This is a genomic window from Rhodococcus sp. SB1D, from assembly GCF_048573875.1.
GTDB classification, from domain to species: domain Bacteria; phylum Actinomycetota; class Actinomycetes; order Mycobacteriales; family Mycobacteriaceae; genus Rhodococcus_F; species Rhodococcus_F qingshengii.
Window position 1 is genome coordinate 1 of record NZ_JBMAIQ010000001.1, and the last position, 24,187, is coordinate 24,187.

Below are 24,187 nucleotides of genomic sequence, written 5' to 3' on the forward strand. Positions count from 1 at the left end.
CCCCCCCCCCCCCCCCCCCCACTTTCGTATGAGCTTGGGTGAGGTTTCGCTCAGCTGTCGAAACCGTCGCCGTGCATCGCCTCGTTCATCGACGCGTCGGCGTATCCACGGCAGTAGTCCCACGTGACATATGCCTCAGGCATCGGGTCGTAGGCAGGCTCGTGAGGGCGGACGGTTCCGTCCACGAGCAGCTGCAGCAGGTTTGCGCGCAGCATGTCCCAGTCGTGGTAGTGATCCTGTTGGCAGTCCTCGCAGCAGACTACGAGACCGCGGATACCGCGGTGAGCGAGGAGTGCCTCGTATACAGCGAGGTCAGCGAGATCCTCCTCGACCGCTTGGCGTTCGTGGGGGTCGAGTGGTTGGCCCGGCTCGATGGCATCGAGAGCCGCGGAGGGGTCAGCTGGGTCGCCGGCGAAGGGATCTGGCGGCAGACCGGGGGGCAGTTGATCACGCACAGCACCACGGTACGCAGGTCAGGGGGGTCAGCGCCACTTGTTACGCGTACACGCAGCGTGGGTGGGATGGTTCGGACCTTTGAGTGAGCCGATACCATGGTGTGCAACGCCGGGAAAAGGTGCCAGGAATTTCTTTCCGTGCAGGCGCCTTCTATCCGATATCCAGCTTTCGTAATCCGTTTCGAGGCGGCTGCTACAGCGGTCGCCCTGGGCGAATCTAGGTCCATGGAGGGTCCTGACCGCATGAGTAGTTCTGCAGGACATGTACACACCGGAGGAGACGACCCCAACAAGGTCGCGATGCTGGGACTGACATACGACGACGTGCTGCTGTTGCCGGCTGCGTCCGACGTCATCCCGAGCCAGGTCGACACGTCCAGTCAACTGACCCGCGACATCCGTCTGCGGATTCCGTTGGTCAGTTCTGCGATGGACACCGTCACCGAGTCGCGCATGGCAATTGCGATGGCACGCGCCGGCGGCATGGGTGTTCTGCACCGCAACTCGTCGGTTGAGGTCCAGGCAGGACAGGTCGAGACGGTCAAGCGTTCCGAGGCCGGCATGGTGACCGATCCCGTCACGTGTAAGCCGACCGACACGATGGGTGAGGTCGATGCGAAGTGCGCTCGTTTCCGCATCTCGGGTCTGCCTGTCACCGACGACGCCGGCCAGCTGGTTGGCATCGTCACCAACCGGGACATGCGTTTCGAGGTCGACCAGAATCGCCCGGTCGCGGAGATCATGACCAAGATGCCCCTGATCACCGCTCAGGAAGGCGTCACCGCTGACGTGGCACTGGGCCTTCTTCGTCGGCACAAGATCGAGAAGCTGCCGATCGTCGACGGCAACGGCAAGCTCACCGGTCTGATCACGGTCAAGGACTTCGTCAAGACCGAGCAGCATCCCGATGCCACCAAGGACCGTGACGGTCGACTGCTCGTCGGCGCTGCAGTCGGTGCCGGCGATGACGCCTTCCAGCGCGCGATGGCGCTCACCGATGCCGGTGTGGACGTACTCGTGGTGGACAGTGCGCACGGGCATTCGTCCAACGTTCTCGACATGATCGCCAAGCTCAAGCGTGAACTGGGCGAGCGGGTTCAGATCATCGGTGGCAACGTCGCTACGCGCGCGGGTGCTCTGGCACTGGTCGAAGCCGGCGTCGATGCCGTCAAGGTCGGAGTCGGCCCTGGTTCCATCTGCACCACCCGCGTCATCGCCGGTGTCGGTGCCCCTCAGGTCACGGCCATCCTGGAAGCGGTTGCCGCGTGCAAGCCTCTCGGTGTGCCCGTCATCGCCGACGGTGGACTCCAGTTCTCCGGAGACATCGCGAAGGCTCTTGCCGCAGGTGCGTCGACGGCCATGCTGGGTTCACTCCTGGCCGGTACCGCTGAATCGCCCGGCGAACTGATTCTGGTCGGCGGCAAGCAGTTCAAGAGCTACCGCGGAATGGGTTCGCTCGGCGCGATGCAGTCGCGTGGCGAGGCCAAGTCGTACTCCAAGGATCGGTACTTCCAGGACGACGTGCTGTCCGAGGACAAGTTGGTTCCGGAAGGCATCGAAGGACGTGTCCCGTTCCGTGGCCCGCTCTCGCAGGTGACGCACCAGCTCACCGGTGGTCTGCGCGCTGCCATGGGATACACGGGGTCGGCGACGATCGAGCACCTGCAGAACGCTCAGTTCGTCCAGATCACGGCGGCCGGTTTGAAGGAAAGCCATCCGCACGACATCACGATGACTGTCGAAGCACCCAACTACACCGCTCGTTAGCAACCAGTACACGAGAAAGGGGCGCGCGTGCGCGACCTCGTTGAGATCGGCATGGGTCGAACGGCCCGACGTACCTACGAGTTGGACGATGTGAACATCGTTCCCTCCCGGCGAACTCGTTCGTCGAAGGAGGTGTCGACTGCTTGGCAGCTCGACGCTTACAGGTTCGACATTCCTGTCCTCGCACATCCCACCGACGCGTTGGTCTCGCCGACTTTCGCGATCGAGTTGGGTAAGCGCGGCGGCCTCGGTGTCATCAACGGTGAAGGCCTGTGGGGCCGTCACCCCGATGTCGAGGAGAAGCTCCGGCGTCTCGTCGAGATCGCCGAGAAGGACGGTGGCGTCGACGCGGCCATCCGCTACCTGCAGGAGCTGCATGCGGCTCCGCTGCAGGCCGGTCTTCTGGCAGCTGCGGTGGCGCAGGTCCGTGATTCGGGGGTCACCACTGCCGTTCGCGTCAGTCCGCAGAATGCGCGCGCACTGACGCCGGAGCTGATCAAGGCGGGCATCGACCTCCTGGTCGTCCACGGCACGATCATCTCGGCCGAGCACGTCGTGCACACCGAGCAGGAACCGCTCAACCTCAAGACGTTCATCTCGGAACTCGACGTTCCGGTTGTCGCGGGCGGGGTCAGTGACCACCGCACCGCGCTGCACCTGATGCGTACCGGCGCTGCCGGTGTCATCGTCGGGTACGGGTCTACCGAGGGTGCAACCACCACCGGTGAGGTCCTGGGCATCGGCGTTCCGATGGCCACGGCCATTGCCGATGCTGCAGCAGCCAGGCGCGACTACCTCGACGAGACGGGTGGACGCTACGTCCACGTCATCGCCGACGGTGACATCGCAACTTCGGGTGATTTGGCGAAGGCCATCGCCTGCGGTGCCGACGCTGCCGTTCTGGGCACGCCGCTGGCCGTGTCCGCCGAGGCGCCGGGTGGTGGCTGGTACTGGCCGTCCGCTGCGGCTCATCCTTCGGTTCCGCGTGGAGCACTTCTTCCGGTTTCCTATGGTGAGCGTCCGAGTCTGGACCAGGTTCTGAGCGGCCCTTCGGACGATCCGTACGGTTCGCTGAACTTCGTCGGTGGTCTCCGTCGGTCGATGGCGAAGGCCGGATACTCCGATCTCAAGGAGTTCCAGAAGGTCGGGCTGACAGTCCGCGCGTAGTTTGTACCTTTCTGTGGCCCCGGTTCTTCGTGAACCGGGGCCACAGTTCGTTGTGCAGGACTTTCTTCCGTTCCTGATACTTGCGGTTACGCTTATGGGGCCCCTTGTGGTGGTAGTCACAAGGGATAGGTGCATACTGGCGGGTAACTACGGTTCACGGTGGAGGTGTCCTGATGGGCAAGCAACGGGCAACGGACTACGACGTACTGATCGTCGGATCCGGGTTCGGCGGAAGCGTGAGCGCGCTTCGTCTCGTGGAGAAGGGCTACAAGGTCGGCGTCATCGAAGCCGGCCGACGGTATGCCGACGAAGATTTCGCGAAGACCAGTTGGGATCTCAAGAAGTTCCTCTGGGCTCCGAAGCTGGGGTGCTTCGGCATTCAGCGCGTGCACCTGTTGCGCGACTGCCTCATTCTCGCGGGCGCAGGCGTCGGCGGCGGGTCGTTGAACTACGCCAACACGCTGTACCAGCCGCCGGAGCCGTTCTTCCAGGACAAGCAGTGGGCGCACATCACCGACTGGCGAAGCGAGCTCACCCCGTACTACGAGCAGGCTCAGAAGATGCTCGGCGTCGTGCAGAATCCGCACATGACGCCCGCTGACGAGATCATGAAGTCGGTCGCCGACGACATGGGCGTCGGCGACACGTTCATCCAGACCCCTGTCGGCGTCTACTTCGGTGAGCCGGGCAAGAAAGCGAAGGACCCGTACTTCGGCGGCGTCGGACCCGAGCGCACCGGTTGCATCGAGTGTGGCGAGTGCATGACGGGCTGCCGTCACGGAGCGAAGAACACGCTCCTCAAGAACTATCTGGGCCTTGCCGAGACAGCCGGCGCCGAGATCATTCCGATGACCACCGTGTCCGGGCTTCGTGAGGCTCGCGACGGTTCGTGGGACGTGTTCACCGAGCGAACCGGTGCATTCGGACGAAAGAACCGCCGCACCTACACGGCTGCGAACGTCATTCTCGCGGCCGGAACGTGGGGCACTCAGCATCTGCTCTTCGACATGAAGGACACCGGAGCGCTGCCCAAGCTCTCCGACAAGCTCGGCGAGCTGACTCGAACGAACTCCGAATCCATTGTCGGCGCAGGCAAGTACAAGGTCGATCCCGCACTCGACCTGACCCGCGGAGTGGCGATCACGTCGTCGTTCCACCCGAGCAGCGACACCCACATCGAGCCGGTCCGCTACGGCAAGGGATCGAACGCGATGGGCCTGTTGCAGACCTTGATGACGGACGGCGGCGGCAAGACGCCCCGATGGATCAAGTTCCTCGGTGTGGTTGCGAAGAATCCGTACCAGATGTTGCGCATGTTGACGGTCAAGGACTGGAGTGAGCGCACGATCATCGCGTTGGTCATGCAGAACCTCGACAACTCCATCACCACGTACACGAAGAAGGGCCTGTTCGGTCGACGCAAGGTCACCAGCAAGCAGGGCCACGGTCAGCCGAACCCGACGTGGATCCCGGAGGGCAACGAGGCAACGCGTCGAGTTGCCGAGAAGATCGACGGCGTCGCGGGCGGCACGTGGGGCGAGATCTTCAACGTTCCACTGACGGCGCACTTCCTCGGCGGTTGCGCTATCGCGTCGGATTCCGATCACGGCGTCATCGATCCGTACCACCGCGTGTACGGCTACCCGACGCTCAGCGTCGTCGACGGCGCAGCGGTCTCGGCCAACCTCGGCGTGAATCCGTCGCTGACCATTGCCGCTCAGGCCGAGCGTTCGGCCTCGCTGTGGCCGAACAAGGGGGAGACCGACCTGCGTCCCGCCCAGGGCAGCGGCTACGAGCGTTTGGCTCCGATTGCACCCAAGTCGCCTGTGGTGCCGGCGTCGGCTCCGGCCGCGCTGGTCCTGCCGATCGTGAAGATCACCGGCGGCAAGACAGCTACCGCTGTTCCGGCGGAGCCGGCAGCCGGATAGTTCGCCGCGAACGAAGATGGGGCGTGTCGTCGAGGATTCGACGACACGCCCCATCTCTGTTTCAGAGTGTCAGCCTCCTAGCGACCCGAACAGAGTGCCGAGGTCGAGGCTGCCGGTCCCGCCTCCGGGCCCGCCGTCCGTATCGCCGGGGACGGTCAGGGTCTGCGGCGCGGATGCGGAGGCCGTGTAGCCCGAAGCGCCCACGAATTCGGCGGTGACACTGTAGGTCCCGGAGTTGTAGAACGTCGCCGGTACCGTTGCGACACCGTTGACCACGTCGACCGGTCCACCGATGAGGGTGTCACCGACCTTGAACTGGACCTTGCCTGTGGCGCCGGACGGATCGACCGTTGCCTTGAGCGTCACCGGGGTGTTCTTCTGAACAGTTCCGACGGCGTCGAGAACCGTGGTCGTCTCGACGTCGGCCGGAGCCGGCGTCGTCACACTGACCGGGAATGCCGGGGCAGCGGACGGCGCGAATCCTGGTGAGCCCGTGAACTTCGCGACAACCTTGTGCGTTCCGGTCGAGGTGAAGGTGTACGGAGCGACGGCAACTCCGTCGGTTCCGACCGGAGCACTGACCGTTTCGGTGCCGTCGACGATGAAATCGACGGTGCCGCCGGTACCCTGCGGATCGACCTTGGCAGTCAGGTTGACGTCCTGTCCGACCTTCGCGGTCGACGGCGACACCGTGGCGGTAGTGGTCACGGCGTCCGGTGGTGCATCGGTCGTGACGGTCACGATCTTGGCCGACGCCGACGTCGACGCCAGGAACCCGGGGGCTCCGCTGTAGCTCGCGGTGATGGAGTGCGGTCCGTCCTCGGTGAAGGTCGGGGAGATGCTGGCCGACCCTCCGGTTACCGGCACGGCGTCCTCGAGTGGGTTGTCGCCGTCGAAGAACTGGACGGTTCCACCGTTTGCGCCGCCGCTCACGTTGGCTGACAGGGTGACGGGAGTTCCGTTCTTGGCGTTGGCCGGTCCGACGACTGTGGTGGTGGTTGCCTTGTCCGCCTCGATGATCCGCGTCGTGGCGAGGGGGCCTGCGCCGCTGTTGAGCGGACCGTTCTCGGCGTCACGCGGGGTGCATCGCGTGGGTGCCCAGGCGGTGATGACCAGGGTGGCCTTGGGGAGGAACGTGAGGAAGTTGCGATCGTTGTTCCACGCTCCCGCGCTGCCGCCGGTGCGTACCTTCATCGCGACGTCCCCTGAATCGCCGGCCTTGAGAACTGCCTTGACCTGGGGGAGCTGGAACTGCGTGTAGCCGTCGGCATTGTTGGAACCGTCGACGTTCTTGCCGGTCGCCTTGACGACGATGCCGCCCTCGGAGTTGATGCTCGAGCTGGGGCTGTTTCCGATGACCTGGTTGTTTCCGGAGAGGCGCAGAATCGTTCCGTTGGGATCGACGTTGCCGTTCTCGTTGACGCGCAGGATGTTCGGCGCTACACCGCTGAGCCCCGCCGAAGTGCCGGGGACGATGGTGGCTTCCACCAGGGTGGCGTTCGCAGGAACGTCGACGTCGACCTTGATGCGGGAGACGTTCTGGACGGTCGCCCCGGAAGCGGAGCCGGGAAAGGCGATCGGGCCGGGTTGGATGGTGACCTCGAAGGTTTCACCGGCGCCGATGGATTCCGGTGCGTCGACGATGACCGAGCCGGACTGTGACTGCGTGGTCGGACCGGCGACAGCGGACGGGGTTGCCAGGCAACTCGTGCCGAAGGTTGTTGTCACGGGGGCCGCTGATGCGGGGATTCCCGCGAGGATGACGCCACTGGCGAGTGCCGTGGCGGCGATCGGCGCCGCGATGCGACGTCTGGAGTACACGAACATGGATTCTCCTGAGCTGGGTACGGGAGTGGTGTCCAAAGCTGATGTGGGGGACTAGCTTCCGAAGAGCGGGATGAGGCCGCTGAGCGAACCGGTGTCCACGCTTCCGGTGCCGCCGCCGTCGGTCGGTGCGGTGCCGACCTGCACGACCGTCGGGCCGGAGACGGAGTTCTTCCAACCGGCGTCGCCGACGAAGTTGGCAGTGAGGCCGAACGTTCCCTCGTCGTCGAAGGTGTGCGTGAGTGTCGCGACGCCGTTGACGACGGCAACGGGTACGCCGATGGGCGTCGTGCCGGACTTGAACTGGATCATTCCGTTTGCTGTTCCGGGTGCGACGGTGGCCTTGAGCTGCAATGCCTTTCCGACCTGAGCCGAGCCGCTGACGGTCAGAGACGTCGTGGTGTCGGCGCGGGCGGGTTCGGGATCGGTGACGTTCACAGTGAACGACGTGGACGTGGAGCCGATGAATCCGGTTCCGCCGGAGAACTCTGCCGTCACGGCTGCAGCGCCCGCTGATGCGAAGGTGTGCGGGAGGATCGCGACGCCGTCACCCGTGCCGACCGGTGCGGTACCGACCTCGGCGCCGTCGACCTTGAACGTCACGGTTCCGCTGCTCGGGATGGGGGAGACGGTGGCCGAGAGGTTGGTCGGTTCACCGACAACAGCGGTGAGTGGCTCGACAACGGTGGTCGTGGTTCCCCAGTCGGGATCGCTGACGTCGAGTTGGGTTGCGGTGGAGACGGAATCGCCGTAACCGGCCTCGCCGGTGAACACTGCGGTGAAGCTGTGGGTACCCGAAGCGTCGTAGCTGCGGGTCAGGGAAGCCGTTCCGTTGACTACAGCCACCGGTGCGCCGAGGTTGGTCTCGCCGTCTTTGAACTGCACCGTGCCCACGGCGTTTGCCGGTGTGACGACAGCGCTCACGGTGATGCTGTCACCTACCAGCGCGGCGTTCGGGGCCGAGATCGTGGTGGTGGTGTCCGCGGCGACGTCGACGGTCTGGACTCCGGAGGTCGAGCTGTGGAATCCCGGACCGGCGTTGTACGCGGCGGTGATGTCGTGGGCGCCGACGCTGTCGAAAGTGTGGGAGAGGGTGGCGCTACCGCCCGAAACCGGGACCGGTGAGCCGATGTCGTTGCCGCCGTCCTTGAACTGGACGGTGCCGCTCGCGTCGGACGGCGCAACTGTCGCGGTCAGGTCGACCGGCGTGCCGACCTTCGCCGTTGCCGGTGCAACCAGTGTGGTTCCGGTGGCGACAGACGGGTCGACTACCTGGACGTTGACGTTGATGGGGTTGAGGCCCTGCTGTGTGCTGAAGGCGTTGACGTCGAAGAGCATGCCGCTGTCGTACGTCCCGAATGCTGTGCCGACGGGGACCGTGTAGGTCGCTTCCAGCGTGACGGGTTGGTTCTTCTTGACGACGAATCCACCGACCAGGAAGGTGCAGCCGCTCGAGCACTTCGCGGAGACTCCGCCGTCTGATTCGTTGCTGATCGTGGCCCGGTTGGTCACACCCAGGTAGGTGGCCTTGGCGCTGCCCGGCACGAGGACGAATCCTGCGGGCGGGATGTCACGGATCTTTGCGATCGACCGTTCGATGCCGCTTTCGTTGTGCTTGATCTCGGTCTTGTACGTGACGGTGTCGCCTGGGTGAACTGCCGCGTTCCCGATGACACTCTTCGTGAAGATCAGGTTGTCGGTCGTGCCGGTGAAAGTGGTCGGCGGGGCTTCGTCAGCAGTGGCCGGCGTGCCGAGGACTAGAAGTCCGGCGGCAGCCGTCACAGCTGCGACAGGTATGGCGAGTCGTCGTATGAATCGACGCACAGGTCCTCCTCGAGGTGAGCGCCGTTCGGCGGCGCCGGCCGTTTGCGATCGTGATCCTGATCACTTGACGGGCGAGATTACCTTTACTGGACGTTTGGTTCAGGCGAATCGGTCAAACGTCCAGAAAATTCACCCTTCGTCCATTTCGGGCTCTGGCCTGCGATGATGCTGCCGAATTGATTGCCGAAGCTAAGGTGCGGGTGATTGGGGCGCCGTTGACCTGGACGGTGGTCTAGATCCGCGCGAGGTCGCCGCGCAGTTCTGAGGGGCGGCCTTTGTAGTGACGTACCTCGCGCTCGCTCGGCCGAGTAGCGGGCTGAGTCCATGCATGCGCAGAAGCGCTGGCTGCGGCGATTAGACTGCACCTGTGGCAGATATCGAGCAGCAGAGACCAGTTCTTGTCGTCGACTTCGGGGCGCAGTACGCGCAGTTGATCGCACGGCGAGTTCGCGAAGCCAAGGTCTACTCGGAGGTGATTCCGCACACCACGACCGTCGAGGAGATCGTGGCCAAGAACCCCTTGGCTGTTGTGCTCTCGGGTGGGCCCTCGAGTGTCTACGCAGACGGTGCTCCCAAGCTTGATCCCGCACTGTTCGATCACGACATTCCGGTTTTCGGAATCTGCTACGGATTCCAGGCAATGGCAGGCGCCCTGGGCGGCACCGTCGCCGAGACCGGTACCCGCGAATACGGCCGTACCGACATCGCGGTATCCGGCGGATTGCTCCACGACGGTCTTCCCTCGACGCAGCCGGTATGGATGAGCCACGGTGACGCCGTCACCGAAGCGCCTTCCGGCTTCGAGGTGACCGCGACGAGCGACGGTGCTCCCGTCGCGGCGTTCGAGGACCGCGCCCGCAAGCTCGCCGGTGTGCAGTACCACCCTGAGGTTCTGCATTCCCCGCACGGTCAGCAGGTCCTGAGCCGCTTCCTGCACGAGATTGCCGGTATTCCGGCAGCGTGGACGGCGTCGAACATCGCCGATGCGCTTATCGAGCAGGTTCGCGAGCAGGTCGGAGACGGACACGCCATCTGCGGTCTGTCCGGTGGCGTCGACTCCGCTGTCGCTGCGGCTTTGGTTCAGCGCGCAATCGGCGACCGGTTGACATGCGTCTTCGTCGATCACGGTTTGATGCGAGCCGGTGAGCGCACGCAGGTCGAGCAGGATTTTGTCGCGGCAACCGGCGCTCGTCTGATCACCGTGGATGCCGCGGACACCTTCATCGGTGAGCTGGCAGGCGTCACCGATCCCGAGACCAAGCGCAAGATCATCGGCCGCGAGTTCATCCGCAGCTTCGAAGGCGCAGTCAGTGATGTTCTGGGCGAGAACGCATCTCATGGTGCGACCGTCGACTTCCTCGTCCAGGGCACGCTCTACCCGGACGTCGTGGAGTCGGGCGGCGGCACGGGAACCGCAAACATCAAGAGCCACCACAATGTCGGCGGGCTGCCGGAAGACCTGCAGTTCAAGTTGGTCGAACCGTTGCGTCTGCTGTTCAAGGACGAGGTCCGTGCAGTGGGCCGCGAACTCGGCCTGCCGGAAGAGATCGTCGGACGCCAGCCGTTCCCCGGTCCCGGACTCGGTATCCGCATCATCGGTGAGGTCACCCGCGATCGCCTCGAGATCCTGCGTCAGGCAGATTCCATTGCGCGCGAAGAGCTTACGTCTGCAGGCTTGGACGGAACCATCTGGCAGTGCCCGGTAGTTCTCCTCGCCGACGTCCGAAGCGTGGGCGTGCAGGGTGACGGCCGGACGTACGGTCATCCGATCGTGCTGCGTCCGGTCTCGAGTGAAGACGCGATGACCGCGGACTGGACGCGTCTGCCGTACGAGACCCTCGAGCGCATCTCGACTCGAATCACCAACGAGGTTGCGGACGTGAACCGCGTAGTCCTCGACGTGACGAGCAAGCCGCCGGGAACTATCGAGTGGGAGTAAAAACAACTGTGCGCCTTTATTAACCCCCCGCGGTTAATAAAGGCGCACAGCAGTTTTACTTCCGGTTGCGCCGATTCGGCAGAATCACCAGCAGTAGTCCTGCCACGACGGCGGCACCGACGAACAGCCAACGGAATTGAATGTTCGCTGCCGGCGCCAGGGAGAACGGCCCGACTAACGCCCACACACTGACCAGAAGTGCGGCCAGTCCGGCGATCAGCAGAAGTGCCGAGGGGCGCTTGGATTCTCGGGTCTCGTCGTGCTCTGTGGTCTCGTCGTATTCGCTCATGATTGCGTCACCTTCAGACTGCCGAACGTGGCTTTGGCGTTGATGGTCAGTGTGGGCGAATCCGGTGTCGCCTCGCGGCCCCGGTGTACTCCGCCGTCGAGGCAACCGGATCCGTCACCCATGACGACGGTGCAGCTGTTCTTGACGTTGACGGTTGGTGGCACCATGACGACGAACTCGCCGAACGACGCCGCGACGTCGATGGTCTTGTCCTCGGTGAACTTGACCCCGTTGAGGTCGAGAGTGAAGCTTCCGAAGGCTCCCGAGTACGACGGATCCAATTCGGAAGCGGTTGCCGGAGTCCATCTTTGCTCACCCGAGGCGTCGAAATCGATCGGGTAGACCAACGAGGCGAGAAGCACGAAACCCACGAGCGGTCCGGTGACGACCAGCAGGCCGTACCCCTTGCGGAAGAATGCCCCGAGGATCAGGCCGAGCGCGATGACGGCGAGTCCGACAGCACCGACGCGGCCGGGAGTGAACCACTCGTTGCCGGTTGCCGCGCCCGCTGCCCCGGTGACGGCGGCGACGATGATCGCGAGTCCGAGCACTGTCAGCGTCCATCGTGAGCGACGCTTACGTGGTGGCAAAGGCAGCAGCGGCGTGGCTTTGACTGCCGGGTCCGGGAGATCCCAGGCGAACGGAGCGACGCCGAGCGGATCCCAGGAGGGCGGTGTGATGGCGGCCTCGCCGATCACCTCGGTCGGATTGGCGGCGGCTGAAGCGCTCGGGTCCTTCGACAGGTTGATCGTCGGATGATCGGCCTGAGATTGCGGTGACTGTTCGGCCGGCCGTTCCTCGGGCACGTAGGTGTCGGGGAGTTTTGTGTACGGCGTGTACACGGGCGGCTGATTGGGTGCGAAGTATCCCGGAGTGAACGGCCCGGGCGTGAATCCCGTGCCTGGATACGCGGTACCCGCGCCGACGTACGGTGACGTGCTCTGTGGCAGCGCAGGCGGGACCGGCGCTCGTTGGTAGAGCAGCCACAGGCCTCCGACCATCAGAATCAGCCCGATCAGACCGGAACCACCCAGGCCGACGCCGACAGGCCCGACGGTCGTAGCCGCGATGGCGAGAGCCACCAACAAGACGATGGTCTTGGTACTGGAATCGGAGCTGTGTCCGCGGCCCATCAACGACTGTGCGGGGGACGATCCGTCACCGGCGCGGGCGAGCACCAACCACCCGGCGAGGTAGAGAAGGATGCCTGAGCCGCCGAAAATAGTGGAGGCCACAAACGCGACACGTACCAGAATGGGGTCGATGCCGTACCGGTATCCGATTCCGGCGCATACCCCGGCCACGTGACCTTGTGCCGGCAGACGCACGGGGCGGGTCCGCCACAGATCCTGGATCTGTTCTTGGAAAGTCGGATTGTTCATGAATCAATCCTGGCTTCCGGGGCGGCCTCCGCGCATCAGGGCCAACCCTGATCTTTGTGACGATCGGGGCCAGGGGCGCCGCCCTGATTCAGGGTTGGACCCTGATGTGAGTCCGAGTGGTTCGTGCCAGTATCGACTATGTGCAATATCTGTCAGATCCGCCGTTCGTGAGCGGTCCCGCTCCCGGGTTCACGGGAGGCCCGCCCGTCAACGGGGTACCGGTGCATGCCGTACCCATGAAGAAGGGTGTGCCCATCCCGGGCGGTGTTCCATTGCGAAAGCTGGAGCGGCGCTCCGGCGGTCGCATCGTCGCCGGTGTTGCAGGCGGTATCGCCGATCATCTCGGGATCGACGTTCTGAAGGTTCGAGTCGCCTTCGCGATTCTGGCGGCGATGGCCGGATCCGGCATCGTGATTTACGGCGCCCTCTGGATCTTCACCTCAGCCGGCACGGACACCCAGAAGCCGTCCGCGGCCGAGCGGCAGCGGGCGTACGGCTTGATCGCACTCGGATTGGGCGGCGCAGCCGCGTTGTCCTGGCTGTTCAGCGGCACGGCGGGTTCGGTGCTCGCACCGTTCTTCGTCGTCGCGATCGGTGCCGCTTTGGTGTGGCGCGAGTTCGACTCCGACGGTCCCCGGACTGTCATCGGCTTGCCGCAGCGGCCTACCGTTCTCACGTGGGCGCGGGTGGTCGGGGGAGCGACCTTGATCATCTTGGGTCTCGGCGTCGTCGTCCTCGCTCAGGTCGACCTCGAAGCACTGCGCTCGTCCCTGCTGGCCGTGGTGGTGACGCTGATCGGTGTCGGTTTGTTGACGGTGCCGCTGTGGCTGCGGATGTGGCGGGCTCTCGGCGCCGAGCGTGCGGCCCGAATTCGCAACGACGAACGTGAAGAGATCGCCTCGCATCTGCACGACTCCGTACTTCAGACGTTGGCGCTGATTCAGAAGCAGTCCGACAATCCGCAAGAGGTGGCGCGCCTGGCCCGTGGTCAGGAACGCGAGCTGCGCAAGTGGTTGTTCAGCGGCGGGGATATCGACCACACGAGCCTGACGGAAGGTCTGAAGATCATCGCCGGTGAAGTGGAGGACCAGCATGGCGTCACGGTCCGCCCCGTCACGGTCGGCGACGTACAACTCGAAGGCGAAGGCGTCGAGAACGGTCTGCCCAAGGAAGCGTTCACCGCGCTCCTCGGTGCGACGCGTGAAGCTCTCGTGAACTCGGCAAAGCACTCGGGGGAGAAGGAAATCAATCTGTTCGCCGAGGTCGAGGGCGACCAGGTCAGTGTGTTCGTTCGTGATCGCGGAGTCGGATTCGACGTCAATGCGGTGCCGGAGGACCGTCAGGGTTTGGCCAAGTCGATTCGTGGTCGCATCGAGCGACGGGGTGGCCGCGTCGTGGTTCGATCCGACATCGGAAAGGGCACCGAGATCCGCGTGCACATGCCGCTCGGTGACTCTGCTCTAAAGTGGGACCAGACTGCTGACCGTGTCGACAACCCCGAGGAACAGCCCCAGTGACTTCGCTTGCGCCGCCCCCGTACCGCGTATTTCTTGTCGACGATCATGCAGTGTTCCGCTCCGGGGTGAGGGCGGAACTCTCGCGCGAGGCAGACATGGACGTAGTCGGTGAAGCCGGTGGCGTCGCTGAGGCGATCGCGGGTATCAACTCGACGAAACCGCATGTCGTTCTGCTCGATGTCCACATGCCTGACGGTGGTGGAGTGGCAGTTCTGCGCGGAATCGATTCCGGCCCGGTGTGCTTGGCGCTCAGCGTTTCCGATGCGGCCGAGGACGTGATCGCGGTGATCCGCGGCGGTGCGCGCGGGTACGTGACCAAGACGATCTCGGGATCCGAGCTGGCCGAGGGTGTACGACGCGTTGCCGGTGGTGACGCAGTGTTCGGGCCTCGCCTGGCAGGCTTCGTACTGGACTCCTTCACCGGGCGTTCCAATGCACCCGAGCCGCAACTCGATCCGGAACTCGACTCGCTGACTCCGCGAGAACTCGAAGTGCTCAGATTGCTGGCACGTGGGTACACCTACCGTGAAATCGCCGAGGACCTGGTGATTTCCGTGAAGACGGTCGAGACTCACGCATCGAACGTCCTGCGAAAGACTCAGCAGTCCAATCGCAATGCGTTGACGCGTTGGGCACATCGCCGCCAGATCGACTGAATTCCCGCGCGCTCTTTCGCGATTGCGTGTGAAGGCGCACCATGGACCGATGACGGAACCACTGGCGCTCGCGTCGAAGCGTGGGCGTTGGGTTGTCGCCGCCACCGTTCTCGGCTCGAGCATGGCTCTCCTCGACGGCACTGTCGTCAACATTGCTCTTCCTCACATCGGTGAAGAACTGGGTTCCGGTGTCGCCGGACTGCAGTGGACGCTCAGCGGTTACACCTTGGCCTTGGCGTCGCTGATTCTGCTCGGGGGAGCGCTCGGTGATCGTTGGGGTCGGCGACGGGTATTCGTGTGGGGGACGGTCTGGTTCGCGGTCGCGTCGTTGCTCTGCGGAATTGCACCGGACATCACGTTTCTGGTGATTGCACGAATCCTGCAGGGAGTGGGAGCTGCGCTCTTGACACCTGGCAGCCTTGCCATCATCTCCGCGTCACTTCGTGAGGAGGACCGCGGCGCGGCCATCGGATTGTGGTCGGGTTTAGGTGGTGTTGCCGGCGCCATCGGACCGCTTTTCGGTGGTTGGCTGGTGGAAGTGGCGGGATGGCGATCGGTATTCCTGCTCAATATCCCGCTGGCGATCGTCGTGGTGTGGGCAGCGGTGCGCCATGTACCGGAGAGCCGCGACCCGCATCCGCCCGAGCACCTGGACGTGGTCGGATCTGCCTGCGCAGTAGTCGGTCTCGGCGCACTGACGTACGGGCTGATCGAGGTCAACCCGATAGTCGGGCTGATCGGAGTGATTGCGCTCTGCCTGTTCGTCGTGGTGGAACGACGCTCACCGAGTGCCCTTGTGCCGCCGTCCCTGTTCCGCTCGCGGATGTTCGTCGCGGCCAATCTGGTGACCCTTGCGGTCTATGCGGCGCTGGGCGGTGTGTTCTTCCTGCTCGTGCTGCAACTGCAATTGGTTGCCGGGTACTCGCCGGTGGCTGCCGGCGTCGCAACGGTACCGATCACCTTGGCATTGCTGCTGTTGTCTTCGCGCGCGGGCAGTTACGCGCAGACGCACGGACCGCGGTTGCCGATGACGGTCGGGCCCGCCGTTGCCGCGGTGGGGTTGGTGTTGATGACGCGGATCGGCCCGGATGCGTCGTACCTGACCGTCGTGCTGCCGGGAGTTCTTGTGTTCGGGCTCGGCCTGGCGGTGATGGTCGCGCCGTTGACCGCCGCGGTGCTTGGTTCGGTACCGGTGGAGCAGTCCGGAATCGCATCCGGTGTGAACAATGCCGTTGCTCGCACGAGCCAACTTCTTGCCGTCGCGGCCTTGCCTGCCCTCGTGGGTATCGACGCCGAAAGTCTGGTCGATCCGACGAGTTTCTCCGACGGGTTCCGGTACGCGATGTACATCTGTGTGGCACTGCTGTTGGTCGGTGCAGCGATCGCCGCGACGCTGATCCGCACTCCGACAGTAGAGCCTGTTCAGGAAGCGGATTCGGTTGCCTGCAAGCCGCATTGTGATCTGACGGGACCTGCAGTGCAACCGAATCCGATGAGGGACTAGACGCTGATGTCGCGATCGCGGCTGGGCACCAAGGGAATTGCTGCGGCGGGAAATGCCGCGACTATCGCGAAGGCGAGCGGGTAGCCGACCGCGCCGATCAGCGCACCGACCACCGGGCCCACTGCTGACGCGGCAATGAACTGCCCGGTGTTCTGTGCGCCCAATGCTTTTCCTTGCCATTTCGGCCCGGCAGCTTCGGCGACGGAAGTGAATGCCAAACCGTTGTCGGCGACGCTGATAGTGGTTGCCAGCAGCAGGATCAAGGCGGGAACGCCCCAAGGCGCTGCGCCGGCTGCCGCCATTGCCAACATGACCGCAGACGCGGAGACGGCAACCAACCGCAGCGGGCCTACTCTGCTTCCGGCGCGATCACTCCAGATGCCGACAACGATGCGTCCGAGTGCACCCACGAACTGGGAGATCCCGATCAGGAGCCCAGCGGGCGCAGCGTCCCATCCTTGCTCGCTGATCAGCCAGACCAGACCGAATGTCGAGAGGGTGAACTGCGGAAACACCAGCAGTGCCGAGACGACGTGAATGCGCCACAGGAACCAGTTCGAGCGATAAGGATTTACCGTTTCGACCGGGATGTCTGTGGGCCGCGCCGCCGGCCGCGGGGGATTGATCAATGCGACGGCGCAGATCAGGGCGAGAACGCCGTTGAGAGCTACCGACAGTCCGACGGCCGAACCGATTCCTACGTTAGCAGCGAGAGTCGGGATGGTCAGCGACGCGATGGTCACGCCCAGGGGCTGTGACATCTGCCGGATTCCCATCGCGAGGCCGCGCCGATCCTTGGGAAACCAGCCGACCACAACACGTCCACTGGCAGCGTTGGTGCTCGCCGCAGCCATTCCGCCCAGCAGAAATGCGATCCCGAGGAGGGTGTAGTTGTCGGTGGTGGTCGCGGCCAGCGCGGCGATCGCCGTCAGGCCGAGCCCGATGGAGATGACCCATTTCTCGCCGAATCTGTCAGCCATCGCTCCCCACGCCACCAGCGTGAGAACCATGCCGAAAGTGGGTGCAGCGGCCAGAGTTCCGGCCTGCGTCAACGAGAGGCCGTGCTCGGAATGCAGCAGCGGGATCAAAAAGGCGGGGGTGCTGACGAAGACGGTGCCTGCGGCCTGGGCTGCGACGCCGATTCCGAGCATCGTCCACGCCTTCGGGGAGACGGCCGTCTTTTCCAGCCGCGACGCCTGCGTCATGGTGCCCTCCGATCTCTACGCTGTTCGACGATGCCGACGCTACTCGCGTGGTTTCACATGTTGAAACCAGAATCCCACTATTTGGTCAAACGCGGACGGTTCAGGGTGCGAAGTGCCCACCCCTTTTCGAGCGAACGGTACGATGATCGCCTTGGGTGCGCCGAAAGGTACGTTCGCTCGGGAAGGGGTCAGCGACGGGGCAGGCGAACCGTGAAGACCGTGCGACCATCCACCTGGTCGACGCCGATGGTGCCGCCGTGCAGGTGCACGTTCTCGACGGCGAGCGAGAGTCCGAGTCCGCTGCCCTCGCTGCGTCCGCGCGCGGTGTCGACCTTGTAGAACCGCCGAAAGATCGCCTGCCGGTCTTCGGGTGAGATGCCGGGGCCGTGGTCGACGACGGTGATGACGGAGAAACCGGATTCGACGCTCAACTCGACGCGAACCGGGGGCGCTCCGTGGCGCAGTGCATTGCCGACGAGGTTGGCGACGACAATGTCGATCCGACGCGAATCGACTCTGGCGCTGACACTTTCGGGTGCGCGCAGTTCGACGGTGTCTGTCCATCCGCGGCTCTCGAGTGTGCGCTCGGTCAATTCGACGAGGTCGACGTCGTCGAGGACGAGGTGCGCTTGCTGAGAGTCGTGGCGAGACATTTCGATGAGGTCTTCGACAAGTCGAGTGAGCTTGCCGATCTCACTGCTCACGATGCGCGCGGCAGCGGCGGCGTCGGGCGGAAGATTGGGGATCTCTTCACGGAGGATCTCACTGACCGGCACCAGTGCTGCGAGCGGCGTCCGGAGCTCGTGGGAGACGTCGGCGACAAACCTTCTCGACTGCTCTTCCGATTCTTCCAGACCTCGGATGACCGCTTCGTTGCGAGCGACCATGTTGTTGAACGTTGTTGTGACCTGGGCGAGTTCGGCTACTCCGTCTTCGGGGAGTCGGACGCTGAGGTCGCCGTCGGCAGCGCGGGCGGCCGCCTTGTCCAGGCGTTTGAGCGGACGGACAAGCGTCGACGCGATCCATAGCCCGAGTAGTCCGCTCACCAACACACCGGCGGCGAGGGTGAGGCCGACAGCTCGAAGCAGGTCGTCGAACTTGTCCTGCACTCCTACCAGCGGCCGGATGGTGACGGCTTTGACCAATGTCTCGTTGTCGTAGCTGTCGTCCGCGCTCATGTCCACGACATTGACGGACATTCCCAACATGATGCGCTGGGAGTCGAGCCTCTCGAAACGGATCAGCTTCGGACTGTCCAAACCTTCGTCGAAGCTGGGCGGAATGGTCGCCGCATCCACGGATCCTTGACGGATGACTTCGCCGTCGACGATCAGCGTCATGTCGGACTGGAAGATCTGTTGGAGGTTGGCAGGCGTCAACTCGTCTACCGGTGTTCCGTTGACGTATTGCAGTTCGTCGCGAAATTGTGCGGTCGCGACATCCTGAGCGTTGGAATAGATCCACGACCGCGCCATGAACGAGACGACACCCGCGGTTGCCCCGGCGATGATCACGACGATTGCGATGAACACGAGCACGAGCCTGGTTCGCAGACCGTCGACCTGAAGCCAGGTCGGTCTCATCGGGCTGGGCCGGTGTTGAAGCGATACCCGAACCCGCGCACCGTTTCGATGACGGTCGGTGCGGCCGGGTCGTCCTCGATCTTTCCGCGCAGCCGCTGCACTGCTGCATCGACGATTCTGGAATCACCCAGATACTCCTGGTCCCAGGCTGCGGACAACAACTGTCGGCGGCTCAGGACCTGTCCGGGGTTCTCGGTCAGCGCCAGGATCAGTCGGAGTTCGGTCGGGGTGAGGGTCAGCAGCATCCCGGCCTTGCGGACCTGCAGCGACGACCGATCCAATTCCAGGTCGCCGAACGTCTCTGCACCCGGCGTCGCATCCGGGCGCGTCGTTGCGGGTGCCGAGCGCCGCACGACGGCTTTGATACGAGCGTCGAGGACGCGCGGACTGGCCGGTTTGACGACGTAGTCGTCGGCACCGGCTTCCAGGCCGGCGACGGTGTCGATGTCGTCGGACCGAGCGGTCAGAATGATGATCGGGATCGAACTTCGGGTGCGGACACGTCGGCAGATCTCGTAACCGTCGGCACCCGGCAGCCCGAGGTCGAGTAGGACGAGGTCCGTGGCACCCAGGGCGTCGTCGAAATCACCGTTACCGTCGGGGCGATGGCTGACGTCGTGCCCGAGTCGGTTCAGTCCCAACGTGATTGCCTCGGCCACGGCTGGATCGTCTTCTATGAAAAGAATGCTCACCATGAGCTCACCTTGGACTCGCCATGATCAGGGGCCTTCTGCGGTCGGAGAAATCTCGGTCAGCCAAGGGTACAGGGGTCACACTCGCGAGAGTCGCTCGTTGCCTGAGTCTGCCAGCACCGCATGCCGGGCGACGCTGGTGTTCAACGGAAATGCCGACACAGCGAGGGTGTAGCAGCCGACGAGCAGTAGTGCACCGATCACGTCGCTCGGGCGGTGCCATTGCAGCACGACTACCGAGATCGCGGTTCCGATGGTGATCAGCGCACCGTTGACCGCAACGACCGCCCGCCACCTCGAGGGCGTGACGATCACGATCGCGCAGACCAGAGCAGCTATGGCCGTCAAAGTGCCGCTGGGGAAGGAATTGTGCATCACCAGACCGTTCAGGTCCGGTCGATCCAGCGATTGTTTGAGAACCCAGGCCGTCGTGATGGGACCGAGGGTCACGACGACGACGCGTAAAGCTAGCGCAATCGGGTTGTTGCGCAATGTGATCATGAGCGCCACGAGCACTCCTCCCACTATCAGTATCGGGGTGACGAGGCCGATGAACTCGGCGGAGAACACGCTGAGGCGTTCGGAGGTGGCCGCGCCCACCATGAGTTGTTGGTCGACGATCTGACCACCGGTCGTGTTGACCGCCAATTCGAATTCGACGACTCCGAGGATCAAGAGTGCCAGTGCGGCAATCAGTCTCGCTGGTTTGACTCGTGTCATGATCAGCCTTCCGCTCTCTCGTCCGAGGGGTTGCTCAGTTGTGGCGGGCATTCCCCGCCAGGAGTGGTTGCCAATTCGAAATGCCACATCTCGTTGGCGTAGGTCTGGCAGAGGCCGTAATCGCTGCCGTGCTGAATGAGCCAGTCGTCGGCGTCGGTCGGTCCGATGTCGACGGCCTGTCCACTGACATGCTTGGACAGGCTCGGCGAGTGCACCCACTTGGACGCTTCGTCCACGCTGCCGTACTTGACGACGGCTTCGTCGAACAGTCGCTGTTGGTATGCCGCGGACCGCCAACCCGACGTGACGTGCATGTCCACGCCGGATGCCTGTGCGTCGGCCGCTGCCGACTGGAGCGCCGCGAGCAGTGCGGAATCGAGACGGGCAAGCGCTGGCACATGAGTGTCCTGCAAGCTGATGCCGTCCTCGATCTCGCCGCCTGAAGGTCCTGAATCAGGCTGAGTGGCAAGGTAGTTACCGCTCTTCGGTTGTGCTTCTTCTGTGTACGAGCAGGAGCTGAGCGCGACCGCACCGAGCACGACTGCACCGAGTGCGACGAAGCGGATGATTCCGCGGTGGCTGGGCATACAACAGAGACTTCTCGGTCAGTGTCACCGGCAGGTGGTCACCGTTCGTCGACGGTGTCACGGTCTGCAACAGCTCTGTAACAGGACGGAACGGGGCTGGTGAGCGCGCGCTACGCGGGGCGCGGGATCGACGCGAAAGTCGACAGCTCGAACCACGATGGCAGGCTACGACGCAACGCAGTAGGCCCAGAGATGGTGACGTCACCGGACCGTATGGCGTCCGACCAGGTCAGGTTACCTCGCCAGATCTCGGTCATCTGTCGCAAGCCCGCAGAGACCGACACTGCAACGTCGAAACCCGGATCGATATCGCACATGTCCACCTCACCGGAATTGATGACGAGCCACCAGTTCCGCGAATGTCCACGTACTCCGGAGAATGCGAAGTGCACCACGGTCTTGCCTTCAGGCACCACGGAATGATCCACGCGGCGATGCATGTCCCACAGCAGCAGCTTCGGATCCAGATCTTCGTCGCCCAGTTCACCGATCCACCTGGTACCCCAGATGCCGAGAGCTTCGACCACAGGGCGCAGTTCGCGGCCGGCGTCGGTCAGACGATAGCTGACGACACAGTCGGTTTCTTCTCGCTCCACGATGCCGGCGACCGCGAGTTGGTGAAGCCGGGTCGAGAGCAGAGTCGGTGACATTCGCGGGAGCCCGCGGCGGAGATCGTTGAAATGTTCGCTTCCCATGATCAGTTCGCGGAGGAGAAGCAGTGTCCACCGCTCGTCGAGTAGCTCCATCGCCTTGGCGACGGGGCAGAACTGGTGGTACGAGGACCCCATCTCTCGATCGTAGGCCTCCGGGGTGCTCCGGTACAGATTTCGTACTGGAGAGGAGCGAACCGTCGTCGTAGCGTCGGAGTAACGGCATGAACGCTGTCAGGCTCCGAGTACGAAAATTATTGAAGGAGAACGGTAATGAGTGAATCAACGGGGACTCTCGGGTTGGACCGGGAGCTGAAGGCCAAGCACCGGGCAATGTGGGGGCTCGGTAACTATCCGGCGGTGGCGACGCAGGTCATCGCGGAACTCGGACCTGTATTGGTGCGTGAATGCGGCGTGCAGAAAGGAGATCGGGTGCTCGACGTCGCGGCGGGGTCCGGCAACGCCGCCATTCCGGCGGCTGCGCTGGGTGCGCAGGTGATCGCCACCGACCTGGCTCCCGAACTGTTCGTGGCAGGACGGGAGGCCGCGGCGCTCGCGGGTGTCGAACTCGATTGGCAGGAGGCCGACGCCGAGGCTCTTCCGTTCGGCGACAACGAGTTCGACGTAGTGCTCTCGTGCGTCGGTGTGATGTTTGCCCCGCATCATCAGCGCGCCGCGGACGAACTTTTGCGAGTATGCCGACCCGGCGGAAAGATCGGAGTGCTGAGTTGGACTCCGACGGGGTTCATCGGCGAGATGTTCAAAACGATGAAGCCGTATGCACCGCCCCCGCCTCCTGGTTCGCAGCCGGCGCCTTTGTGGGGCGACGAGAACCATGTTCGTGATCTGCTCGGCGATGTTGCCGCAAGGAAAGACGTACTTCGTGTGGACACATTCAGCGGGCCGGAAGATTTCCGCGATTTCTTCAAGAAGAATTACGGCCCGACCATCGCGGTGTACCGGAACATCGCCGACGATCCTGACCGCACACAGGCGCTCGATCGCGATCTGCTCGAGTTGGCAAAGAACTACGGCAGAGGAAGCGAGCCGTTCGTGATGGAGTGGGAATACCTGCTTCTCACCGCGACACCCGACGAGGGCGGTGCATGATGACGACGGTCGAGTTCGCGCCACTGAAATCGGCGATCACGGGTTCTGTGTTCAGCCCCCGAGATCCGGAGTACGACGACGCCAGGTCGATCTGGAACGGGCAGATCGATCATCGTCCGGCGGTGATCGCCAGGTGCCGGTCGGCGTCGGATGTGTCTGTGGCACTTGCATTTGCCAGAGCCCATTCGTTGGAGGTTTCGGTCAGAGGTGGTGGGCATTCCTACCGAGGTACATCGGTGTGTGAAGGCGGTGTGATGATCGATCTCAGTGCGATCAACGTAGTCAGTGTCGCCCCGTCCGCGAAGCGAGCCAGGGTCGGTGGTGGTGCGACGATTGCCGACCTCGACGCCGCGACGCAGGAACACGGATTGGCAGTGACCGGTGGAGTGATCAGTGATACCGGCGTCGGTGGCCTGACCCTCGGCGGTGGCATGGGGTGGTTGACGCGCACGCTCGGCCTGGCGATCGACAATCTGGTGTCGGCAGAGGTGGTGCTCGCCGACGGTTCGATCGTGCGGGCCTCCGAGAACGATCACAGCGACTTGTTCTGGGCACTGCGCGGCGGCGGTGGAAACTTCGGAGTGGTCACCGAGTTCGAGTACCGTCTGAGCGAGATCGGTCCGGAAGTGCATCTGGGACTGTTTTTCTGGGGGATGGAGGACGGACCCGCAGCGCTTCGTCTGTGCCGCGAAGTGGTGCCTGCCCTGCCGAGAAATGCCGGAGCGATGGTTGCCGTCGGTTTGTCCGCGCCTCCGGCACCGTTTGTTCCGGATCAGTTTCACCTGCTGCCCGGATACGCGTTGCTGGTAGCCGGTTTCGGATCGGAAGAGGAACACTCGAACGCGATTGCGCCGATTCGAGAGGGCGTGCCGACGCTGTTCGAGTTCGTCACCCCGCTCCCGTACATCGGTTTACAGTCGATGCTCGACGAATCGGAACCATGGGGTGCATACGCCTATGAGAAGGCCTTGGACCTGGTGGATTTCTCCGACGACGTGATCGATGTTCTGACCGAGCAAGCGGGCAAGAAATCGTCGCCGATGTCCTTCATGCCGATCTTTCCGCTGCAGGGAGCTTTCACCTCCGTCGGCGAGGACGACACTGCGTTCGGTGGTTCTCGCACACCACATTACGTGTGCAACATGACGGCTACGGCCACCGATGCCGGGACACTGGAATTGGATCGATCGTGGGTGCGTGAGACCTGGGAAGCCTTGCGTCCGTTCTCGTCCAATCAAGGCGGGTACGTCAACTTCATGACCGATGTCGACGAGGACCGAGTGCGAGCGTCCTACGGTGCGGCGAAGTACGCGCGATTGTCCGCCGTCAAGGCGAAGTACGACCCGGACAACGTGTTTCACCTCAACGCAAACATTCTGCCCGTGTAG

Annotated in this window: 20 protein-coding genes; 9 read left to right on the forward strand and 11 right to left on the reverse strand. The window is 63.7% G+C overall.

Going from position 1 to position 24,187, the window contains the following annotated elements; genetic code table 11:
- Positions 1–50: 50 nt before the first annotated feature.
- Positions 51–455 (reverse strand): DUF5319 domain-containing protein, encoded by a 405-nt coding sequence (locus ACN50D_RS00005; RefSeq protein ID WP_003940777.1) that lies wholly within the window; start codon positions 453–455, stop codon positions 51–53.
- A gap of 243 nt (positions 456–698) precedes the next feature.
- Between ACN50D_RS00005 and guaB the strand changes: the two genes are divergently transcribed.
- The 3 genes from guaB to ACN50D_RS00020 all read left to right on the forward strand — a co-directional run bounded on the left by guaB (position 699) and on the right by ACN50D_RS00020 (position 5,317).
- A complete protein-coding gene (gene guaB, locus ACN50D_RS00010; protein WP_003940903.1) occupies positions 699–2,222 on the forward strand; it encodes an IMP dehydrogenase in 1,524 nt (507 codons plus the stop codon).
- Between the two features lie 27 nt (positions 2,223–2,249).
- Positions 2,250–3,389, forward strand: coding sequence for a GuaB3 family IMP dehydrogenase-related protein (locus ACN50D_RS00015; RefSeq protein WP_003940976.1), 1,140 nt, complete (start codon positions 2,250–2,252; stop codon positions 3,387–3,389).
- A 173-nt stretch (positions 3,390–3,562) separates the two neighbouring features.
- Positions 3,563–5,317, forward strand: a complete 1,755-nt coding sequence (locus ACN50D_RS00020) for a GMC oxidoreductase (protein WP_003940689.1) — start codon at positions 3,563–3,565, stop codon at positions 5,315–5,317.
- 69 nt (positions 5,318–5,386) lie between these two features.
- On the opposite strand, the gene ACN50D_RS00025 is transcribed toward ACN50D_RS00020, so the two are convergent.
- Positions 5,387–7,144 (reverse strand): Ig-like domain-containing protein, encoded by a 1,758-nt coding sequence (locus ACN50D_RS00025; RefSeq protein ID WP_003940813.1) that lies wholly within the window; start codon positions 7,142–7,144, stop codon positions 5,387–5,389.
- A gap of 51 nt (positions 7,145–7,195) precedes the next feature.
- Positions 7,196–8,965: an Ig-like domain-containing protein gene (locus ACN50D_RS00030; protein WP_211920492.1), complete on the reverse strand. Its 1,770-nt coding sequence runs from the start codon at positions 8,963–8,965 to the stop codon at positions 7,196–7,198.
- Positions 8,966–9,332: 367 nt separating this feature from the next.
- On the opposite strand from ACN50D_RS00030, the gene guaA reads away from it, so the two are divergent.
- Positions 9,333–10,904 carry a glutamine-hydrolyzing GMP synthase gene (gene guaA / locus ACN50D_RS00035; protein ID WP_007727510.1) on the forward strand — a complete coding sequence of 524 codons (1,572 nt, stop codon included), beginning with the start codon at positions 9,333–9,335 and terminating at the stop codon, positions 10,902–10,904.
- 55 nt (positions 10,905–10,959) lie between these two features.
- Here the strand turns inward: guaA and ACN50D_RS00040 are convergent, their stop codons facing one another.
- Entirely contained in the window at positions 10,960–11,193 is a 234-nt protein-coding gene (locus tag ACN50D_RS00040) for a hypothetical protein (protein WP_003940832.1), read from the reverse strand.
- A complete protein-coding gene (locus ACN50D_RS00045; protein ID WP_192712582.1) occupies positions 11,190–12,575 on the reverse strand; it encodes a PspC domain-containing protein in 1,386 nt (461 codons plus the stop codon). Before ACN50D_RS00045 ends, ACN50D_RS00040 begins: the two co-directional genes overlap by 4 nt.
- Positions 12,576–12,811: 236 nt before the next feature.
- Here ACN50D_RS00045 and ACN50D_RS00050 point away from each other — a divergent pair, with 236 nt between their 5' ends.
- From ACN50D_RS00050 to ACN50D_RS00060, 3 genes are read left to right on the forward strand one after another with little or no spacing between them, the layout of a single operon-like run.
- On the forward strand, positions 12,812–14,092 hold the full coding sequence (locus tag ACN50D_RS00050) for an ATP-binding protein (protein ID WP_037125680.1): 1,281 nt from the start codon (positions 12,812–12,814) through the stop codon (positions 14,090–14,092).
- Positions 14,089–14,748 (forward strand): response regulator, encoded by a 660-nt coding sequence (locus ACN50D_RS00055; protein ID WP_003940972.1) that lies wholly within the window; start codon positions 14,089–14,091, stop codon positions 14,746–14,748. Before ACN50D_RS00050 ends, ACN50D_RS00055 begins: the two co-directional genes overlap by 4 nt.
- Before the next feature lie 49 nt (positions 14,749–14,797).
- Positions 14,798–16,252 (forward strand): MFS transporter, encoded by a 1,455-nt coding sequence (locus tag ACN50D_RS00060; RefSeq protein WP_042449833.1) that lies wholly within the window; start codon positions 14,798–14,800, stop codon positions 16,250–16,252.
- On the opposite strand, the gene ACN50D_RS00065 is transcribed toward ACN50D_RS00060, so the two are convergent.
- The 6 genes from ACN50D_RS00065 to ACN50D_RS00090 all read right to left on the reverse strand — a co-directional run bounded on the left by ACN50D_RS00065 (position 16,249) and on the right by ACN50D_RS00090 (position 21,827).
- Entirely contained in the window at positions 16,249–17,457 is a 1,209-nt protein-coding gene (locus ACN50D_RS00065) for an MFS transporter (protein WP_030535124.1), read from the reverse strand. The two genes, ACN50D_RS00060 and ACN50D_RS00065, sit on opposite strands and share 4 nt — an antisense overlap.
- A gap of 188 nt (positions 17,458–17,645) precedes the next feature.
- Positions 17,646–19,040, reverse strand: coding sequence for a sensor histidine kinase (locus ACN50D_RS00070; protein ID WP_003940854.1), 1,395 nt, complete (start codon positions 19,038–19,040; stop codon positions 17,646–17,648).
- Entirely contained in the window at positions 19,037–19,735 is a 699-nt protein-coding gene (locus ACN50D_RS00075) for a response regulator transcription factor (protein ID WP_211920490.1), read from the reverse strand. The genes ACN50D_RS00070 and ACN50D_RS00075 overlap by 4 nt, the downstream gene beginning before the upstream one ends.
- Before the next feature lie 75 nt (positions 19,736–19,810).
- Positions 19,811–20,452 (reverse strand): phosphatase PAP2 family protein, encoded by a 642-nt coding sequence (locus ACN50D_RS00080; protein ID WP_047270193.1) that lies wholly within the window; start codon positions 20,450–20,452, stop codon positions 19,811–19,813.
- Between the two features lie 2 nt (positions 20,453–20,454).
- Positions 20,455–21,039, reverse strand: a complete 585-nt coding sequence (locus ACN50D_RS00085) for a M15 family metallopeptidase (RefSeq protein ID WP_003940687.1) — start codon at positions 21,037–21,039, stop codon at positions 20,455–20,457.
- A gap of 110 nt (positions 21,040–21,149) precedes the next feature.
- A complete protein-coding gene (locus ACN50D_RS00090; RefSeq protein WP_003940889.1) occupies positions 21,150–21,827 on the reverse strand; it encodes a winged helix-turn-helix transcriptional regulator in 678 nt (225 codons plus the stop codon).
- Between the two features lie 135 nt (positions 21,828–21,962).
- On the opposite strand from ACN50D_RS00090, the gene ACN50D_RS00095 reads away from it, so the two are divergent.
- Complete coding sequence (locus tag ACN50D_RS00095) at positions 21,963–22,799, forward strand: class I SAM-dependent methyltransferase (protein ID WP_211920488.1); 837 nt, start codon at positions 21,963–21,965, stop codon at positions 22,797–22,799.
- Positions 22,796–24,187, forward strand: a complete 1,392-nt coding sequence (locus tag ACN50D_RS00100; protein ID WP_211920486.1) for an FAD-binding oxidoreductase — start codon at positions 22,796–22,798, stop codon at positions 24,185–24,187. Before ACN50D_RS00095 ends, ACN50D_RS00100 begins: the two co-directional genes overlap by 4 nt.

Coding starts and splice junctions, on each gene's coding strand:
- ACN50D_RS00085 (WP_003940687.1), bottom strand. CDS start 21,039: ATGCCCAGCCACCGCGGAATCATCCGCTTCGTCGCACTCGGTGCAGTC.
- ACN50D_RS00040 (WP_003940832.1), bottom strand. CDS start 11,193: ATGAGCGAATACGACGAGACCACAGAGCACGACGAGACCCGAGAATCC.
- ACN50D_RS00080 (WP_047270193.1), bottom strand. CDS start 20,452: ATGACACGAGTCAAACCAGCGAGACTGATTGCCGCACTGGCACTCTTG.
- ACN50D_RS00095 (WP_211920488.1), top strand. CDS start 21,963: ATGAGTGAATCAACGGGGACTCTCGGGTTGGACCGGGAGCTGAAGGCC.
- ACN50D_RS00050 (WP_037125680.1), top strand. CDS start 12,812: ATGAAGAAGGGTGTGCCCATCCCGGGCGGTGTTCCATTGCGAAAGCTG.
- ACN50D_RS00070 (WP_003940854.1), bottom strand. CDS start 19,040: ATGAGACCGACCTGGCTTCAGGTCGACGGTCTGCGAACCAGGCTCGTG.
- ACN50D_RS00100 (WP_211920486.1), top strand. CDS start 22,796: ATGATGACGACGGTCGAGTTCGCGCCACTGAAATCGGCGATCACGGGT.
- ACN50D_RS00075 (WP_211920490.1), bottom strand. CDS start 19,735: ATGGTGAGCATTCTTTTCATAGAAGACGATCCAGCCGTGGCCGAGGCA.
- ACN50D_RS00060 (WP_042449833.1), top strand. CDS start 14,798: ATGACGGAACCACTGGCGCTCGCGTCGAAGCGTGGGCGTTGGGTTGTC.
- ACN50D_RS00020 (WP_003940689.1), top strand. CDS start 3,563: ATGGGCAAGCAACGGGCAACGGACTACGACGTACTGATCGTCGGATCC.
- ACN50D_RS00045 (WP_192712582.1), bottom strand. CDS start 12,575: ATGAACAATCCGACTTTCCAAGAACAGATCCAGGATCTGTGGCGGACC.
- ACN50D_RS00090 (WP_003940889.1), bottom strand. CDS start 21,827: ATGGGGTCCTCGTACCACCAGTTCTGCCCCGTCGCCAAGGCGATGGAG.
- ACN50D_RS00025 (WP_003940813.1), bottom strand. CDS start 7,144: ATGTTCGTGTACTCCAGACGTCGCATCGCGGCGCCGATCGCCGCCACG.
- guaB (WP_003940903.1), top strand. CDS start 699: ATGAGTAGTTCTGCAGGACATGTACACACCGGAGGAGACGACCCCAAC.
- ACN50D_RS00065 (WP_030535124.1), bottom strand. CDS start 17,457: ATGACGCAGGCGTCGCGGCTGGAAAAGACGGCCGTCTCCCCGAAGGCG.